The following is a 16,464-nucleotide window of genomic DNA, read 5'->3' as shown; positions in this document are numbered from 1 at the left end:
ATTTAGAATAACGGAATCTTATATATAGCTTAAATGGAAAGCAATAAAAAATATTGGAAAGGTTTAGAGGAATTGAATCAAACTCCTGCTTTTGTTGAAGGAAGCAAGAGTGAGTTTGCTGAGCCTATTCCCGTAGAAGATGTGTTAAATGAAGCTGGTTTAAGTACCAAGACACCTCGTCGTGACTTTTTAAAAGCTTTAGGTTTTGGATTAGGTGCTGTTACCTTAGCAGCTTGTAACCGTACGCCAATTCATAAGGCAGTACCTTATGTAATCAAGCCTGAAGAAGTAACACCAGGTATCCCTAACTTCTACGCTTCATCCTTCAATGGTCAGAGTATTATTGTAAGAACTAGAGAGGGAAGACCTATTTCATTGGAAGCAAATCCAAATGCAATTGGTCTAAATCAAGGTACAGATTCAGCGACAACAGCATCGGTACTTGATTTATATGATATGTCTAAACTACAGAATCCTCAAATTGGAGGTAAGGATGTAGAATGGGCAAAATTAGATCAAGCAGTAGTTGATGCATTAAATAAAGCACAATCAGCAGGAAAACAAATTACTATTGTATCCAATACGATCAACAGCCCATCATCTTTGGCTGCGATTGCTGCGTTGGCGACAAAATATCCTTCGACACAGCATGTTCAAGTTGATGCTGTATCATATAGCGGTATTATAGAAGCAAACAGAGCTTCCTTTGGTAAAGCTGTGATTCCTTCCTACCATTTTGATAAAGCACAGGTTGTTGTATCAGTAGCGGCTGATTTCTTAGGCACTTGGTTAGCAGGTGAGGAGCATACACAAGATTATATTAAAAATCGTGATCATAAATCGCTAAAAGGTGGTAAAATGTCACGTCATATTCAATTTGAATCAGGTCTTTCGATGACAGGTTCAAATGCTGATGTTCGTATCGCGATTAAGCCTTCAGAGGAAGGTGCTGTATTGATTAGTTTGTACAATGCAATTACAGGTCAATCTGTAGCTGGAGGAACAAATCATGCTAAAGCAAAAACTGCGATTGCATTAGCAGCAAAAGAATTAGTAAATGCAAGAGGAACATCTGTTGTTGTATCAGGTTCAAATGATACCAACGTTCAAGCCTTGACCAATGCTATTAACACTGCACTTGGCGCTTATGGATCAATTATCGATCTAGATAACTTCTCAAAACAACATCAAGGTTCTGATTCATCATTCCAATCTTTCTTGAGTGCAGCAAAAGCTGGTCAAGTAGGGGTTGCGATTTTTTGGAACACGAACCCAGTTTACGATTATTTCAAGGTTGATGATGTAAAGGCTGCGATTGCAAAAGTAGATTATACAGTTTCATTTTCAGATCGTGCAGATGAGACAGCATCAGAATTGAAAGCAATAGCAACAAACAGCACATATTTAGAGTCTTGGGGTGATGCTTCAGCAAAAGAAGGGTTGTTTACTATTGTTCAACCTACGATTAACCCAGTGTTTAACACACGTCAAGCAGAGCAAAGTTTAATTAATTGGGCAGGAGTTAACAAGCCGATTCATGACTTTGTAAAAGAGAACTGGGAAGCTAATATTTTGGCAGGAACAGGAAAAGCTTGGAAAGACGTTTTACAACAAGGATTTATTTACAAAGGTTCAGCGACTGGATCCGCATATACAGCAAATGTAGATGTGAATGCAGCAGCTGCGGCAATTGCAACTGACGCGAAGCGTATCGCTGGAGGAGTTGAATTAAAAGTATACGAGTCTCCAAACATTAGAGATGGTCGTTGGGCAAACAATGCATATTTGCAAGAGTTGCCTGATCCAGTATCTAAAGTAACTTGGGATAACTTTGCTGCAATTAACCCGGCAGATGCTGAGGAATTAGGAGTAAAGGAAACAGGAAAAGTTACTGTTGAAGCTAATGGATATAAAGTTGATTTACCGGTATTGTTACAACCAGGTCAAGCAAGAGGTACTGTTTCGGTAGCTGTTGGTTATGGTCGTACCAAAGTTGGTAAGGCAGGAAATAATGTAGGTGTAAATGCCTATCCATTTGCTAGTTTAGTAAATGGAACAATTCAATTTTCGGCAAAAGCTTCAGTATCTAAGGCTTCAGGAATATATGAATTAGCACAAACTCAAACACATCATACAATCGAGGGGCGTAACATTATTCGTGAAACGTCATTTGCAAATTACTTAAAGGATCCTAATTCGGAGTCTGGTCGTTTTTCAGATACGCACCAAACGTATGATTTATGGAATAAGTTTGAGCAACCTGGTCACCGTTGGGTGATGGCGATTGACTTAAATGCTTGTACGGGCTGTGGTGCATGTATTGTTGCATGTAACGTTGAGAACAACGTGCCGGTAGTAGGGCGTGATGAGGTTCGTCGTCGTCGTGAAATGCACTGGTTACGTATCGACCGTTATTATACATTGAATGCAGGTGATTCAAAATTAACGAAAGAGAAAGAAATAGCTAAGGCAGATGGTTTAGACTATGAGGATGTAACGGTTGTTTACCAACCAATGTTGTGTCAACACTGTGAGCACGCACCATGTGAGACTGTATGTCCGGTGTTAGCAACAGTTCACTCATCAGAAGGTCTTAACCACATGGCTTATAACCGTTGTTTTGGTACACGTTACTGTGCGAACAACTGTCCATATAAAGTACGTCGTTTCAACTGGTTTAACTACTGGAATGATTCTCGTTTTGACAATTACTTAAATAACGAGTTCACACAATTAGTATTGAATCCAGATGTTACTACACGTTCACGTGGGGTTATGGAGAAATGTTCAATGTGTATCCAACGTATTCAAGCAGGTAAGTTGCAAGCGAAAGTTGAGAACCGCAAAGTTAAGGATGGCGACATTCATATGGCTTGTCAAGCGGCATGTTCAGCGAACGCAATCATCTTTGGAGATGCAAACGATCCGGAGTCAGAGGTTTCAAAAGCATTACGCAACGAGCGTATTTACTATGTGCTTGAGGAAATCAACGTACAACCAAATATTGGTTATATGACGAAGGTAAGAAACACATTTGAAGCATAATTTATTCTAGACTGAAATAAAATAACTATGTCATCGCATAACGAATCAATATTAAGAGAACCATTAATCACCGGCAAGGATATCACCTATGCAAAGATTACAGATGATATCTTACTTCCGGTTGAAAATAAACCAAACAAAGCATGGTGGATCGGTTTTACCGTTGCAGCCTTAGGTGCAATGTTATGGGTTGTAAGTGTTGGATACACGTTTTGGACGGGTATCGGCGCTTGGGGGTTAAACAAGACAGTAGGTTGGGCATGGGACATCACCGACTTCGTATGGTGGGTTGGTATTGGTCACGCTGGTACTTTAATCTCCGCAGTATTATTAATTTTCCGTCAGAACTGGCGTAATTCAATTAACAGATCGGCTGAGGCGATGACTATCTTTGCCGTTATCTGTGCTGCTACCTATGTAGTTGCTCACATGGGGCGTCCATGGTTAGCATATTGGATTTTCCCACTTCCAAATCAATTTGGGTCATTATGGGTTAACTTTAACTCACCATTAGTATGGGATGCCTTCGCAATTTCTACTTATTTCACGGTATCCTTAGTTTTCTGGTACTGTGGATTATTGCCAGATATTGCTTCAGTACGTGACCGCGCTTCAGGTGTTAAGAAAAGAGTTTATTCTATTCTTTCATTTGGTTGGAACGGATCTGTGAAGACTTGGCAACGTTTTGAAATTGTTTCATTAATCTTAGCCGGTATTTCTACTCCTCTTGTACTTTCGGTACACACTATCGTATCTATGGACTTTGCGACATCTGTAATTCCAGGTTGGCATACGACGATCTTCCCTCCATACTTCGTAGCTGGAGCGATTTTCTCGGGTTTTGCGATGGTACAAACACTATTATTAGTTTTACGTAAAGTAATGAACTTTGAGGATTACATTACGATGTTCCACATTGAGGCCATGAACAAGATTATCATGACTACAGGATCAATCGTAGGTATTGCATATTTAACGGAATTATTTATTGCATGGTACTCAGGTTCAGAATATGAAATGTATGCTTTTGCAAACCGTGTTGCTGGACCATATGCATGGGCATATTGGGCGATGATGACTTGTAACGTGATTTCTCCACAATTATTTTGGTTCAAAAAGATTAGAACAAGTATTCCGATTTCGTGGGTATTGTCTATCGTAGTGAATATAGGTATGTGGTTCGAGCGTTTTGTAATTATCGTTACTTCCTTACACAGAGACTACTTACCATCATCATGGGCGATGTTTTATCCAACATGGGTTGATGTGGGTATTTTCGTTGGATCAATTGGTTTATTCTTTACTCTATTCTTGTTATTCCTTCGTTTCTTACCAGGTATTGCAATTGCAGAGGTAAAATTGTTATTGAAAAGCTCAAGTTTACAACATAAAACTAAGCTTGTTAAAGAGGGTGCATTCCCTGAGGAACAAGTTGAGTATTTCAGAGATTCATTAGAGAAATACGATTCGGTAACAGAATCTGATATTAAAGCATTACATCAAAAATAATAGCAATGAGCAATACAAAATATATACTAGGTAGTTTTGCTGATCCTGATGATATGATGCATGGGATTGACAAGTTGCAAGCAAACAACATTAGCATTTACGATTGTTTTACTCCGATGCCGATCCACGGGATTGAGGCAAAATTGGGAGTAAGACCATCACGATTACCGATTGCAGCCTTTATTTTTGGTGCTTTAGGTACAGTTTTAGGTTTCAGTTTATTGTTTTATACAATGTCATATGACTGGCCTATGAATATTGGTGGAAAGCCATCGATGCCATTACCGAACTTTGTGCCGGTTACCTTTGAGGTTACGATTTTATTATGTGCCTTAGGTATGGTTGCAACATTTTTCTTCCGTAACCACTTATTTCCGGGACGTGCACCACGCGTAATGGATTTAAGAGCAACGGATGATCGTTTTATTATTGCGATTGATGCTCAAGAAAACACGGACCATACGTTAATCGATGGGTTGTTGAAAGAAGCAGGAGCAGTAGAAGTTAAATACAATGAAAGAAAATATGTTAGTTATGAATAAGAAGAATTTTCTTGGAACTGTATGTGTTGCTGTTGCTTTAACAGCAGTTGTTTCTTCATGCGGAGATGGTACAACTCGCAGTGCAGGGTGGGAATTCTCGCGTAATATGTATGATCCGATAGCATTTAATCCGGATCAACCGAATAAGAACTTTAAGAATAATAGTACAGCCCAAACGCCGCCACAAGGATCAAATCCGATTGGTTTTGAGCGTTTCGAATATGGGAATTCAGTAGAAGAGTATGAGCGTGCGGGGTTGGAGTTGAAAAATCCTATTATCGCGAATGCGGAGAACTTGAAAGAAGGAGAAACTCTATTCCTTACATACTGTGCGGTTTGTCATGGTAAAGAGGGAGCTGGAGACGGAACAATAACGAAGGATAGAGAAGTAGAGGATTCAAGAGGTAAGCGTGCTTTGGAGAATTTCCCTCCGCCACCATCTTTCCAGAAATCATCAGGAACGCCTTCATCTAGAGGTGGTCAGATGTCAGAATTAACGGATGGTAAAATTTATCACACCATTACTTATGGATATAATGCTATGGGTTCACACGCATCGCAGATTTCACCAGAAGACCGTTGGAAAGTGGTAATGTTTGTTCACGAATTACAAAAGAAATAATTTAACATCGATATTATAAATGGGAACTCACAATCATCATCACGATTATAATTTCAGCGAGCAATTTCAATTCGCAGGTATCGCTAAGGTCCTGAGTTTAGTTGCGATCGTTGTAGGAATAGCCGCAATAGCATTTGGCTTACTATCCAGTGACCATATAATGGTTGAGCGTACATATGCCAATTTATTATTGATGGGATATTATTTTACTTGTGTATGTGCAGCTGGAGCATTTTTTGTTGCCTTACAGTTAGTAACTCAATCAGCATGGTCTGCAGGATTAATTCGTATTCCACAGGCAATGGCAAGCATTCTTCCAATAGCATCAATCATTTTATTAGTTATTGTTGCTTTAGGATTAACTACGCATAACTTATACCACCACTGGCATGCTGAAGGATTGACAGATCCAAACAGTCCTAATTACGATAAATTAGTTGCAGGGAAAGCGGCATTCTTAAATGTTCCGGGATTTTTAATCCGTCAGATTCTTTTCATGGGAAGCTACAGCATTTTCGCCTTTATCTTAGCTAAATTGTCTTATAATGAAGATTTAGCAGGTGGCTTAACTTCATACAAAAAGAGCTTTAAATTATCTGCAATATTTTTGGTAATCTTCGGATTTACTACTCCAATTTGGTCATTTGATACAATAATGTCCTTAGAAGCACACTGGTTCTCAACTATGTTTGGTTGGTATAACTTTGCTGCGATGTGGGTTAGTGGTCTTGCTGCAATTACAGTTATCTTAATCTTAGTTAAGAAAGCTGGATATATGTCATGGGTTAATGAAAATCATTTACATGATTTAGGTAAATTAATGTTTGGTTTTTCTATTTTCTGGACGTATGTATGGTTTGCTCAATTTATGTTGATTTATTATTCAAATATTCCGGAAGAAACTGTTTATTTCTATAAACGTTGGGAGCCAGAATACAAGCCATGGTTTTGGATTAACATTGTAATTAATTTTGTAGCTCCATTATTAGTATTAGTTGACCGTGATGCGAAACGTAAAGAAAACATCATGTTGATCGTTGCTATTGTATTACTATGCGGACACTGGTTAGATTATTATATTATGGTTATGCCAGGTACCGTAGAGTCACACAGAGGTTTTGGTTTTATCGAAATTGGTACTGCAATTGGATTTGTTGGAATATTTACTTTCTTGGTTCTTTCGAAATTAAGCAAACATCCTTTAGTTCCGAAAAACCATCCATTCTTGGATGAGAGTTTACATCACCAAATTTAATAGAGATTAAGTTGAAATAACGTTCAAACGTGTTATAAGAGATGAAGTTTAAATTACATAACAGATTTAAGTCCTTATTAGGAGGCTTATTAGCTATTAACCTATTATTTGTTGCTCCTGCAATGGCTTCTATTCAGGAACAGGCATCAGATACAGCAAAGGTTGAGCAAGTAGCTGCTCCTGCAGTTACGGCAGACTCAACTGCTGCACTTGCTGACTCAGCTGCAACAACTGCAGCAACAGATTCGGCTACTGTATCGGCGAGTAGTAGCTCTAGCAGTACTACAACTCCTACAGCAACAACAACGAAAGAAGAGAAGAAAATTGATCCTCAAGTATATAAGAACTTGACTTATTACATTCTTCTATTCTTAGTATTATGTACTGTAGTTGCAGTTATAGGAAAGGTTCAATCCATCTATGTTTTAACTAAGAAAGTTAATGGAAAATATAATCCATTAGCGAACAATACCTTACAAGCGGTATTATTATTTGTATTCTTGGTTGGCTTTTTAGGATTTGTATGGTACGGATATGCAGTTTGGGGAAGTTGGTCATGGAGGCCGGCTGCAACTGAACATGGTAAAGATATTGACAGAATGTTTATCATTACTACAGTAATTATTACTGTTGTTTTAGTCTTGGTTCACATTGCATTAATGACTTTTACCTATATCTATAGAATGCGCGCAAAACGCAAAGCGTATTTCTATCCACATAATGATGCGATTGAGCGTTTATGGACGATTGTTCCAGCTGTTGTATTAACAATTTTAGTATTATTTGGTTTCTTTACTTGGCGTTCGATTACGAACATTCCGGAAGAACTTAAGAAATCGGCATTACAAGTTGAAGTATTGGGAGAGCAATTTATGTGGACTGTTCGTTACCCTGGAACAGATGGAGAATTCGGAAAGCGTAATTATAAATTAACAACTCCATTGAACTCATACGGTATTGATTATAATGATAAGAATGCATGGGATGATGTTAAAGGGGATGAAATTGTAATTCCAGTAAATAAGCCTGTTCGCTTCCATATTTTATCAAAAGATATTATTCACTCTTTTTATATTCCTGATTTCCGTGTTCAAATTAACGCAGTACCAGGAATGACCAACTATTTCCAGTTTACACCGACTATTACGACAGATGAGATGCGTGATAAGATGAATGACCCACAATACAATTTCGTTATGTTATGTGCGAAAATCTGTGGAGAATCACATTACAACATGCAGAAAAATGTAAGAGTAGTTACTGAAGCAGAATACAAGGAGTGGTTAAGTAAACAGGCTAAATTCTTCACAGAAGATCTTCAAAAAGAGTTTGCACAAACTGAAGGTTCAGAAAAGAAGGATGAACGTATTGCGGCTTCAATAAATTAAATATAACCGAGAATTTTAAATAGAATATGTCAACTACAGTTATATCGCACGACGCAGCTCATCACGGATCACATGATCACCATCATGAGACGTTCTTGACGAAGTATATCTTCAGTCAAGATCATAAGATGATTGCTAAGCAGTTCTTGATCACTGGTATCATTATGGCGGTTTTCGCCATGATCCTTTCGATCTTATTCCGTATTCAATTAGCGTGGCCAGATGAGGAATTTCCAATTCTTGAGGTTTTCTTAGGCAAATGGGCAGAAGGTGGTCGTATAAGGCCGGATTTTTTCCTTTCCTTGGTTACGATTCATGGTACGATGATGGTTTTCTTCGTACTAACAGCAGGTCTATCAGGTACATTCAGTAACCTATTGATTCCTTATCAATTAGGGGCACGTGATATGGCATCTCCATTGATGAACATGTTATCATACTGGTTCTTCTTTGTAGCATGTGTTATCATGATTGCATCATTCTTTATAGAGAGTGGTCCTGCATCGGCTGGATGGACGATTTATCCTCCGTTATCAGCAGTTCCAAAAGCGATTGCTGGTTCAGGTTTGGGTATGACCTTATGGTTAATTTCCATGACTTTATTTATTGCATCACAGGTATTGGGCGGTGTAAACTACATTTCGACAGTATTAAATTTGCGTACTAAAGGGATGGATTTATGGAAAATGCCTTTAACTATTTGGGCTTTCTTTTTAACAGCTATTGTAGGTTTGTTATCATTCCCAGTATTAGTTTCTGCGGTAGTATTATTATTCTTTGACCGTTCAGTAGGAACCTCATTCTATTTATCAGACTTAGTTGTTCAAGGAACGATCTTACCGAATGAAGGTGGGTCTCCAATCTTGTTCCAACACTTGTTCTGGTTCTTAGGTCACCCAGAGGTATATATTGTAGTTATGCCTGCCTTAGGTTTAACTTCAGAAGTAATTTCTACGAATTCACGTAAACCAATCTTTGGTTACCATGCGATGGTTTATTCATTAGTGGGTATTACGGTATTATCATTTATTGTATGGGGTCACCATATGTTCGTAACGGGTATGAGTCCATTCTTGGGTGGTGTATTTATGATTACGACGTTGATTATTGCGGTTCCATCAGCAGTAAAAGCTTTCAACTATATTGCAACATTATGGCGAGGTAACATCCGTTTTACTCCAGCGATGATGTTTGCTATTGGTATGGTTTCATTCTTCGTATCAGGTGGTTTAACAGGATTATATTTAGGTAATGCAGCCTTAGACATCAACTTACACGACACCTATTTTGTTGTAGCTCACTTCCACTTGGTAATGGGTTCAGCATCTATCTTTGGTATGTTGTGTGGGGTTTATCACTGGTATCCTAAGATGTTTGGACGTATGATGGATGAGCGTTTAGGTTATTTCCACTTCTGGTTGACATTTATTGGAGCTTACTTGGTATTCTTCCCTATGCACTTCATGGGTATAGATGGTGTACCACGTCGTTACTATGCATTTACTGAATTTCCTTTCATGGAGAAATGGGTTTCTGTAAACTTATTAATTACATGGGCAGCGATAGTTTCGGCAATTGGACAAGTAGCATTCTTGTGGAACTTCTTCTCATCAATTTGGTGCGGAAAGCGTGCTCCACAAAACCCTTGGAATTCGAACACTTTGGAGTGGACTACTCCAGTAGAACATATTCACGGAAACTGGCCAGGAGAAATTCCTACCGTTTACCGTTGGCCATATGATTACAGTAAGCCAGGAAATGATGCGGACTTTATTCCTCAAAGTACACCACTTTCACAGACGATGAGTTCAAACTTATTACATGACTGGGATGGAAATGAAGCGGGTATTGAAGCACAAAAGGCTTACAATCGCGAGCATAACAGAGAAGAAGAAGGGTAGGTTAATACCTACCTCTCTTTAGACTTTATAAATGTAAAAGGAGAGATCTATGTATCCAGCAGCTGAAAAGCGTTTTTTACGGATAAACAAGATCACGATTATCGTTCTTTTCTTAGTAATAACAGCAGGAGGTATTGTCCGTAGTACAGGTTCAGGAATGGGCTGTCCGGATTGGCCAAAATGTTTCAACAGAATTATTCCTCCTACAGATGTTTCACAATTGCCTGAAGGCTATGAACAGCATTATGTAGAGGGGAGAATCAAGAAGAATGAGCGTTTTGCCAAAATGATTGAAGCCTTTGGGTATTCACATTTAGCAGATCAGATTCGACATGATGATACCATTGTTGAGCATGAGGAATTTAATGCTGCAAAAACTTGGACTGAATATATTAATCGTCTAACTGGAGTTTTAGCCGGTTTCTGTATGCTGTTTACAGCAATTTATTCTTTTACTTATTGGAAAAAGAAAAAAGCCATAGCAATATGGAGCGTTCTTAATCTTATTGTCGTTGTGATACAAGCCTGGTTAGGTTCTATCGTAGTATCTACGAACCTTACACCTTGGGTAATCACCATTCATATGTTATTAGCCTTAGTAATTGTTTGTATAGCAATTCAAACTTATTATTGGGCTATTAAATTAAGGAATAATACGTTCTTGAAAAATTCGGATCGAAGCTTTACTTGGATTACCTTTATTTCACTTTTGATATTGGTAATACAGGTGGTTTTTGGTACAGATGTTCGAGAGATTATCGATCATTTAAATCAACAAGGAGTTCAACGTAGTGAATGGATTGATTCTATAGGAATGCCATACCATACTCACAGAATACTTGCATACATTACTTTAGCACTGGTCGTATTTTTATACTTCAAGCTTAGGTCATCTGCACTAATTAATACAGTTCAGTTCAAGTATGCTAAGATTTCATTGGTATTGGTTTGTATTCAAATGTTATCAGGGATTATATTGGCAAGGTTTCATGTTCCCGCTGTAGCACAAACAGTTCATTTGGTTGTAGCAAGCTTATTGGTTGGAGCACAATATTATTTATTGTTGATCTTAAATAAACCAGTAGGTAATACAAATCAAGAAGTTGTTTAGGGAAATATTTTGATTATGAAGGGATTTATTTCAGATTTTAACAAACTTGTCAAGCTGAGGCTTACGCTAACAGTTGTGTTCTCTGCATCAATTTCATTTTTAATTGGAGCGACACAGCAAGGAGATATCATCTGGTTTAATTGGGCATTATTAACAATCGGAGGGTTTTTGGTTACGGGTGCTGCGAATGGATTTAACGAGATCATCGAGCGTGATCTTGATAAATTGATGAAGCGTACAGAGGATAGACCTCTTCCAGCAGGAAGAATGACCACAGGACAAGCTTTAATATTAAGTGTGTTTATGGGAATTGCCGGAACGTTAATCTTGGTAGAATTGAATTTTATTGCTGGATTGCTTTCAGTGTTTTCGATTTTCTTGTATGCGTTTGTTTATACGCCATTAAAACAGAAATCTCCAATTGCAGTTTGGGTTGGGGCGATTCCGGGAGCATTGCCACCATTGATAGGATATTATGCTGCGTTTAAATCAGCAGGATTTGGACTAGCGTATTCAGAAGTTAGTGAAGCGGCCGTTGTCATTACGCCACTTGTACTCTTCACAATTCAGTTCTTTTGGCAGTTTCCTCACTTTTGGGCCATCGCTTGGGTGACGGATGAAGATTATAAGCGGGCAGGATTTAGGTTATTACCGACGACTAAAACGGATAAGTTATCAGCATGGTTTATTTTTATTTCATGCGTTTTAATGATTCCGGTTGGTTTTCTACCAATGTACTTTGGTATAGGAGGATGGGTCTTCACGCTATTATCATTAGCTGGAGGATTATTATTCACTTGGTACGGATTTCAACACTTGCAAAAAATGGAAGTAAGTACGGCAAAGAAAATTATGTTTACATCATTTGCCTATTTGCCACTTACCCAATTAGTATTGTTGTTTGATTTTATACCTTTTAAATAAAAAATGGAATTACAGATTGCAATGGATAAGGAAGAGTTGTATAACGAAGAACTATTAAAATCAAGGAAGGCAAAGAAATTTAATCTTTGGCTTGGGATGATTGGTATGTTCATGATGTTTGCCGCTCTGACCAGTGGGTTTATAGTTTACACAGCTAGCGGAGTAGATAAAGGGATAAAAACTATTTTACCTCATGTATTTATCTATAGTACCGCAGTTATAGTATTGAGCAGTTTAACAATGTATTTGGCCTTTAAAGCGGTAAAAGCTGGTCAAATTTCGAAGCAGAAAACATATTTACTGATTACGATTGTATTAGGTATCGTGTTTTTTTGGTTGCAAGTAGAAGCTTGGTCGGTATTATTTAACAGAGGGATTACTTTTGTGAATAGCAACGCTTCACAATCGTTCATTTACATATTTACAGGTTTGCACCTGGCCCACATCATAGCCGGAATATTGGTGTTGGTTAGATGTTATCTTGGGGCGTTAAAAAACATCCCTATCGATAACAATGTTTTCCGGATGGATCTTGCCTCAATATTTTGGCATTTTCTAGGACTATTATGGATATATATTTATGTTTTCTTACTTTTGAATCAATAACAGTAAACAATGAGTACAACAGTATCGCAATTGGATAAGGTAAAAGAAGGACCTTGGAGCGGAGGTAAATCACCTTGGAACCTAGAGTATGGTAAAATCATGATGTGGTTTTTCCTAGTATCAGATGCATTTACATTCTCTGCATTCTTGATTTATTATGGTGCTCAAAAATATGCACAACCTACTTGGATTGATGCCGATAAGATTTTCCAATCTATACCGGGCATTGCAGAATCGGGTCAGCCACTAGTTTTTGTGGGTATCATGACTTTTATTTTGATTATGTCATCTGTGACAATGGTTCTTGCCGTTGAAGCTGGACATCGAAATTCTAAACAGGAGGTTGTTAAATGGATGTTGTGGACAATTTTAGGAGGTTTGATGTTCGTAGGATGTCAGGCTATAGAATGGTCACACCTACACCATCAAGGCTTTTGGTTTGGACGTAACCCAGCAACTGGATTAACCGATCCGAATGCTATTATTGAAGCTTTACAGCCTTACTTCACCAAAGAAATTTCTTATACTGCAGCTTTACAATTCTCTAATCTGTTCTTTACCATTACTGGTTTCCACGGATTCCACGTATCTATTGGTATCCTATTGAACATTATTGTATTGTGCATGACCTTAAATAATACCTTTGAAAACCGAGGTTCTTATTTAATGATTGAAAAAGTTGGTTTGTATTGGCACTTTGTGGATTTAGTATGGGTATTCGTATTTACCTTCTTCTACTTAATCTAATTAATAAAGATTTTTAAAATTATCGAACATGAGTAATCACGATCATATAGAAAGCCACGATGCGCATGCGCATGGCGAAGGAATGGATAAGAAACGTATTTGGAGTGTTTTCTTTATTCTATTAGCATTAACGGCATTAGAGTTTTTAATTGCATTGGGTTTTGTGCACCACTGGGGTATCCTTCACAAAGGTACTATGCTTAATGTAATTTATATTGTTCTTACTTTAGTGAAGGCTTTTTACATTGTTGCATTCTTTATGCACTTAAAATTTGAAAAATCTGGTTTTATTTTGACGGTAGGAATTGTATTTCTTTTTATTATCTATTTCATTGTTCTAATGATGATAGAAGGAGGACACCTGCATGATTCATTTACACATCAACCGATATTTCCTCATAAATAAACAGATAAGTAATGAGTAAAAGTACTCGTTCAAAGAATATATCAAAATTAATAATCCTGGCACTTGTTTTATTTGTGCCAGGTTTTTTATATATACTGGTCAATAAAATGGGCTCTAATGAGTACATTAAATTGCCTGTATTTGGCGAAAAGAAGCTTTCTGGTGAAATGCGCCGTGTGATGGGAAGGGAAATCCCGGACACAATTTTTCATCAGTTAGAACCGGTAGAATTCAGGAATTATGACAATAAGCCTGTAACTCTTTTAGGGAATGACACATCAGTATCGGTTGTTCATCTATTCTATACACGTGACCAAGGTTTATCTAAGCAGTTGGTTCATGATATGTCCAGCATTGCCACCCGGTTTAAAGAAAATCCTAAAGTTCAATTGTTTTCTATTTCGGTGGATCCCCATGACAAGGCAGAAGATCTTCAAAAATTTATTGAGCCTTATAAAAAAGGTATGAGTCCGCACTGGTTTGTTGTAAATAAGCCAAGTGTTGATATTTTTGAATTTGCTAGATCTTCAATGTTGATTGAAGCAATGCCTGTACAGGGTGATAGTTCTAAATTCGTTATCAGCAATCAATTTGTATTATTGGATTCTGAAAAAAGAATTAGAGGATTTTATGATATCAGCCTTCGGTCTGAACTTGATAGGCTCGAGGATGAAATTAAAGTACAGTTAGTAGAAGAGATTAGAAATAACCCATTAAAAATAGAGCGGAAGTAATATGGCAATGACAGAAGAAGAAAAAAAGTATAAAGGGATTATTTGGGCCTTATCCATCATTATTCCTTTGGCCGTGGCAGCCTTGTTTGGAATTAATTTGCCAAAGATGGGATATGATGTACAACCATTAAGCTTTCTCCCACCCATTTATGCAACAATTAATGGATTAACAGCCATTTGTTTGGTTATTGCCGTTTCAGCAATTAAAAGAGGAAATGTGAAGCTTCATGAGAACCTAATTAAACTCTGCATGGTTTTTTCCTCTGCATTCTTGATCATGTATGTTGCTTACCATATGACATCTGAATCAACATCTTTCGGAGGAGAGGGGACTATTAGATATGTGTATTTTTTCATTCTTGTGACGCATATCATTTTATCCATTATCATAATTCCATTCGTATTATTTACTTTTGTTAGAGGGATAGCAGGGGCCTATGAACGGCATAAAAAGTTAGCTAGAATAACTTATCCGATGTGGTTGTATGTTGCTGTAACTGGAGTTATCGTATATATAATGATATCCCCATATTACACTCATTAAAGAATAGAGATATGAAAAAGGTATGGATTTATCAGGCTGATCGATTTTTTACTCAGCCGGAACTACAAGAGGCACAATCTAAATTAGATTCTTTTATCGTAGAGTGGACAGCACATGGAAGCCAATTGGCTGGAAAAGCTGAAATTAAATATAATTTATTTATTGTATTAACAGTCGATGAAGAAATTGCTCAGGTGACCGGTTGTTCAATCGATAAATCAGTTCGTATTTTAAAAGAATTGGAAGAAGAATTAAATATTGGATTATTTAATCGTACACTCATTTCATATCGGGATAATGAAAATAATATTCAATTAGTTTCTCGTGAAATCTTTGAGGCGCTCTGTAAAGAAGGAGAGGTGAATGCTGATACGATTGTCTTTAATAATCTAGCACAAACTGAATCTGAATTCAACGAAAAATGGGAAATTCCATTTAAAGATAGTTGGCATGCAACTGTTTTTAGATAAAAAATTTTACTATATAAAAAGAGAAAGCCATTCCTTAAAGGATGGCTTTCTCTTTTTATATAGAATAAGATTATTTTTTGTCGATACTTAATTTTCCTGGCCCCATTACTGCGAAAGCAATGTAGACTACAAGGAATTCAATGGCGTGGGAAGCCCCTGAAAGTCCATCCCCTTTTGCTAAGTGGTTCGCTGCTGCGACAAACATAGTCAACGCTAAAACAGTCGCTGCAGGTCTAGTCCATAATCCCAACATCAATAACAAAGATCCTAATGATTCAGCTAGTCCAGCGGAAAATCCAAAAACAGTTGGCATAAAATCAATTCCTAGGTTCTGCATAGATTTGCCAATTGCCGTCCATTTTTCTGGTCCACCCATTAATTTAGGTAATCCGTGAAATGCGATCATTGTTAATCCGAATCCGATTCGGATTATTAAAAGCCCTAAGTCTGTCCTTGAATTTTTCATCTGTGTCTTTGTTAGTTAAATTATTTGCATACAAATGTACCTAATTTCAAAAAGTCTATAATTACCATAGATCAAGAATTGAAAAATAAGAAATAATAATTTTATTTTTTGGTTTATGCATGAAAATGTTAGAAGAGATAGCAGAATACTTCAATTTGCCTTATCTTTGTTGACTAAGCCAAGACAGGCTATTA

At 37.4% G+C, this 16,464-nt stretch carries 16 protein-coding genes; 15 read left to right on the top strand and 1 reads right to left on the bottom strand.

The features are described from left to right. Nucleotides 1-33: 33 nt before the first annotated feature. From E0Y80_RS05075 to E0Y80_RS05005, 15 genes are read left to right on the top strand one after another with little or no spacing between them, the layout of a single operon-like run. Nucleotides 34-3,045: a TAT-variant-translocated molybdopterin oxidoreductase gene (locus E0Y80_RS05075; RefSeq protein ID WP_156306310.1), complete on the top strand. Its 3,012-nt coding sequence runs from the start codon at nt 34-36 to the stop codon at nt 3,043-3,045. A 27-nt stretch (nt 3,046-3,072) separates the two neighbouring features. Further along, on the top strand, nt 3,073-4,554 hold the full coding sequence (gene nrfD, locus E0Y80_RS05070; protein ID WP_156306309.1) for an NrfD/PsrC family molybdoenzyme membrane anchor subunit: 1,482 nt from the start codon (nt 3,073-3,075) through the stop codon (nt 4,552-4,554). Between the two features lie 5 nt (nt 4,555-4,559). Then, complete coding sequence (locus E0Y80_RS05065; protein ID WP_156306308.1) at nt 4,560-5,096, top strand: DUF3341 domain-containing protein; 537 nt, start codon at nt 4,560-4,562, stop codon at nt 5,094-5,096. After that, complete coding sequence (locus tag E0Y80_RS05060) at nt 5,089-5,718, top strand: c-type cytochrome (RefSeq protein ID WP_317163519.1); 630 nt, start codon at nt 5,089-5,091, stop codon at nt 5,716-5,718. Before E0Y80_RS05065 ends, E0Y80_RS05060 begins: the two co-directional genes overlap by 8 nt. 19 nt (nt 5,719-5,737) lie before the next feature. After that, nucleotides 5,738-6,973: a quinol:cytochrome C oxidoreductase gene (locus E0Y80_RS05055; protein ID WP_156306306.1), complete on the top strand. Its 1,236-nt coding sequence runs from the start codon at nt 5,738-5,740 to the stop codon at nt 6,971-6,973. A 41-nt stretch (nt 6,974-7,014) separates the two neighbouring features. Next, entirely contained in the window at nt 7,015-8,361 is a 1,347-nt protein-coding gene (locus E0Y80_RS05050) for a cytochrome c oxidase subunit II (protein WP_231595931.1), read from the top strand. A gap of 26 nt (nt 8,362-8,387) precedes the next feature. Continuing rightward, complete coding sequence (locus tag E0Y80_RS05045) at nt 8,388-10,262, top strand: cytochrome c oxidase subunit I (protein WP_394350218.1); 1,875 nt, start codon at nt 8,388-8,390, stop codon at nt 10,260-10,262. A 49-nt stretch (nt 10,263-10,311) separates the two neighbouring features. Then, the gene (locus tag E0Y80_RS05040) at nt 10,312-11,373 is read left to right on the top strand and encodes a COX15/CtaA family protein (RefSeq protein WP_156306305.1); all 1,062 of its coding nucleotides are present in this window, start codon (nt 10,312-10,314) and stop codon (nt 11,371-11,373) included. Nucleotides 11,374-11,388: 15 nt separating this feature from the next. Further along, on the top strand, nt 11,389-12,297 hold the full coding sequence (cyoE, locus tag E0Y80_RS05035; protein ID WP_156306304.1) for a heme o synthase: 909 nt from the start codon (nt 11,389-11,391) through the stop codon (nt 12,295-12,297). A gap of 3 nt (nt 12,298-12,300) precedes the next feature. Beyond that, a complete protein-coding gene (locus E0Y80_RS05030) occupies nt 12,301-12,903 on the top strand; it encodes a cytochrome c oxidase subunit 3 (RefSeq protein WP_231595929.1) in 603 nt (200 codons plus the stop codon). Nucleotides 12,904-12,912: 9 nt separating this feature from the next. Then, nucleotides 12,913-13,650 (top strand): cytochrome c oxidase subunit 3, encoded by a 738-nt coding sequence (locus tag E0Y80_RS05025; protein WP_156306303.1) that lies wholly within the window; start codon nt 12,913-12,915, stop codon nt 13,648-13,650. Between the two features lie 28 nt (nt 13,651-13,678). Next, nucleotides 13,679-14,056, top strand: a complete 378-nt coding sequence (locus E0Y80_RS05020) for a cytochrome C oxidase subunit IV family protein (RefSeq protein WP_156306302.1) — start codon at nt 13,679-13,681, stop codon at nt 14,054-14,056. 11 nt (nt 14,057-14,067) lie between these two features. After that, nucleotides 14,068-14,790, top strand: coding sequence for an SCO family protein (locus E0Y80_RS05015; protein ID WP_156306301.1), 723 nt, complete (start codon nt 14,068-14,070; stop codon nt 14,788-14,790). Nucleotide 14,791: 1 nt separating this feature from the next. After that, on the top strand, nt 14,792-15,334 hold the full coding sequence (locus tag E0Y80_RS05010) for a DUF420 domain-containing protein (RefSeq protein ID WP_156306300.1): 543 nt from the start codon (nt 14,792-14,794) through the stop codon (nt 15,332-15,334). 11 nt (nt 15,335-15,345) lie between these two features. Then, nucleotides 15,346-15,804: an ABC transporter ATPase gene (locus tag E0Y80_RS05005; protein ID WP_156306299.1), complete on the top strand. Its 459-nt coding sequence runs from the start codon at nt 15,346-15,348 to the stop codon at nt 15,802-15,804. Between the two features lie 70 nt (nt 15,805-15,874). Here the strand turns inward: E0Y80_RS05005 and E0Y80_RS05000 are convergent, their stop codons facing one another. Further along, a complete protein-coding gene (locus tag E0Y80_RS05000) occupies nt 15,875-16,270 on the bottom strand; it encodes a DoxX family protein (protein WP_156306298.1) in 396 nt (131 codons plus the stop codon). Between the last annotated feature and the right edge of the window lie 194 nt (nt 16,271-16,464).

This window comes from Sphingobacterium endophyticum, from assembly GCF_009733535.1.
GTDB classification, from domain to species: Bacteria; Bacteroidota; Bacteroidia; order Sphingobacteriales; family Sphingobacteriaceae; genus Sphingobacterium; species Sphingobacterium endophyticum.
Note: the sequence above shows the minus strand (reverse complement) of the source record. Positions and strands in the feature narration are given on the sequence as shown.